The 2,211-nt window shown below is 71.2% G+C and carries 2 protein-coding genes; both read right to left on the bottom strand.

What is annotated here, in order from left to right; all coding sequences use genetic code 11:
* The coding region (locus DD1DGNOD_RS09435) for a ketopantoate reductase family protein (protein WP_430827785.1) at positions 1–655 on the bottom strand (655 nt) is incomplete at its 3' end.
* Between the two features lie 91 nt (positions 656–746).
* Positions 747–2,211: ATP-binding cassette domain-containing protein (locus DD1DGNOD_RS09430; RefSeq protein ID WP_131769921.1), on the bottom strand; the 1,465-nt coding region annotated here is incomplete at its 5' end.

The following is a 2,211-nucleotide window of genomic DNA, read 5'->3' as shown; positions in this document are numbered from 1 at the left end:
GCTCCACGGTCGGGTCATCCACGGTCGGGTCATCCACGGTCGGGTCCTCCGTGATCGGGTCCTCCGTGATCGGGCCACCCGCTATCGGGTCCCCCAGGATCGAGTCCCCCACGATCGAGTCACGGCCCCGTGGCGCGCGGCCCGCGCGGCCGAGGTAGAAGGCGCCGACGATCGGCGCACTCGGGGACACGACCTCCCCGGGCCTCAGGTGCGAGGACGGGAGGATGACGACCGCGTCGACCACCGTGGCGAACCGTCGCAGCGCCGCACGGGCGTTCTCGAGCCCGTTCTGCAGCACCAGGATCGGCAGCACCTCCGCGGCCGTGCGCACAGTGCCGTGTACGTCCACCGGGCGCCACGCCCACTGCTGCAGCAGCGCTTCGGAGTCCTGCGACTTGGCGGCGAGCACCAGCACGTCGTCCGCGCGCAGGTCGACCTCGTCCGGCCCACCTGCGACCTCAAGCGCGACCCGCCGGTCGCCGTCCGGCCGGATGTAGCGCAGGCCCTGGGATCGCAACGCCTCGAGGTTCGCACCCCTGGCCACCGCGACGACGCCGATCCCGGCCCCGTCCAGCTGCGCGGCGACGGTCGCGCCCACCGCACCGGCCCCGATGACGATGTACCTGCCGCTGATGGCACTACCTTCCTTTCGCACGGGAACTTGCCTGGGAACTCCCACGGGCACCTGGAGGGAACGCCTACGGCGCCGACGGGATCTCCCCCGATCCTGACCGGATCTTCTCCGGTCAGGATCGGAGCTCCTCCGATCCTGCCGGAATCCCATCCGGTTCTGACCGGATCCCCTCCGGTCGAGGTGCCGCCGCCAGCGCGGCGGCGAAACGTTGCCCGGGAATGGCGCCGAGCAGCTCACGGGTGTGTTCCTGCTCGGGCGCGGCGAACACGGCCGCGGTCGAACCGCTCTCGACGACACGGCCGCGGCGCAGCACGGCCACCTCGTGCGAGAGCTGGGCGACGACCGCGAGGTCGTGGGAGATGAAGAAGTAGCTGACCCCGAGCTCCCGCTGAAGCCCGGTGAGCAGTCCCAGGATCTGGTCCTGCACCGAGACGTCGAGCGCGGAGACGGGCTCGTCGAGGAAGACCAGCTCTGGTCCGAGCGCGAGCGCCCGGGCGATCGCCACCCGCTGGCGCTGCCCTCCCGACAGCTCGCTCGGCCTGCGCTCACGGAAATCCACCGGGAGGGCGACCTGGTCGAGCAGCTCACGGACCCGGGCGCTACGGCTGGCCCGGTTGCCGACCCGGAAGGAGACCAGTGGTTCGGCGATGCTCTCCTCGACGCTGAACCGCGGATCCAACGAGGAGTACGGGTTCTGGTGCACGAGCTGGAACCGCCGTCGCAGCGGCCTCAGTTCCGACCAGCCGGCGGATGTGATGTCCTTTCCGTCCAGGAGCACCCGTCCGCTGGTGGGCTTGTCCAGTCCCATGGCGATGCGCAGCGCGGTGGTCTTGCCCGATCCCGACTCGCCGACCAGGCCCAGGGTCTGTCCCGCCCGCACCGAGAGCGTGACGTCCTCCAGCGCCCGAAAGACCCGGTCGCCGCCGGACGTCCTGGGCAGGCGGAAGTCCTTGGAGACAGCCTCCAGGCGCAGGATCTCCGGTGCCGGGTCGACCTCGGTGAAGCGCGGGACGACGTGCCCGGAGTGCGACAGCGCCGGGGCGACCTCGATGAGGTGCCGGGTGTAGGGGTCGCTGGACGCGAGCAGGATCGACTCCGGGTCGCCGCGCTCGACCACCCGTCCGTTCTGCATGACGATCACACGGTCGGCGCGGTCGGCGGCGACCCCGAGGTCGTGGGTGATGATGAGCAGGGAGGTTCCCGTCTCGGTGACGAGACGCCCGAGATGGTCGAGGATCGTGCGCTGCACGGTGACGTCCAGCGCGCTCGTCGGCTCGTCGGCGACGATGAGGCGGGGATGCCCGGCCAGCGCGATGGCGATGAGCACCCGCTGCCGCATGCCGCCGGAGAGCTCGTGCGGATACTGCCGGGCGCGCAGCACCGGATTGTCCAGCCCCGCCCGTTCCAGGACCTCCACCACCTCGGCGGGTACGAGTCGCTTGTCCACGCCGCGCCTGCGGACGGACTCGGCCACCTGGCCGCCGATGCGCATCGTCGGGTTGAGACCAACCATCGGATCCTGCGGGACCAGCCCGACGACGGTGCCCCGGATCGCCCGCAGGGTGCGTTCACCGACA

This window comes from Candidatus Protofrankia californiensis (assembly GCF_900634765.1).
In the GTDB taxonomy this organism is placed as follows: domain Bacteria; phylum Actinomycetota; class Actinomycetes; order Frankiales; family Frankiaceae; genus Protofrankia; species Protofrankia californiensis.
The sequence above is the reverse complement of the archived record's forward strand: the minus strand, read 5'-3'. Positions and strand labels throughout refer to the sequence as shown.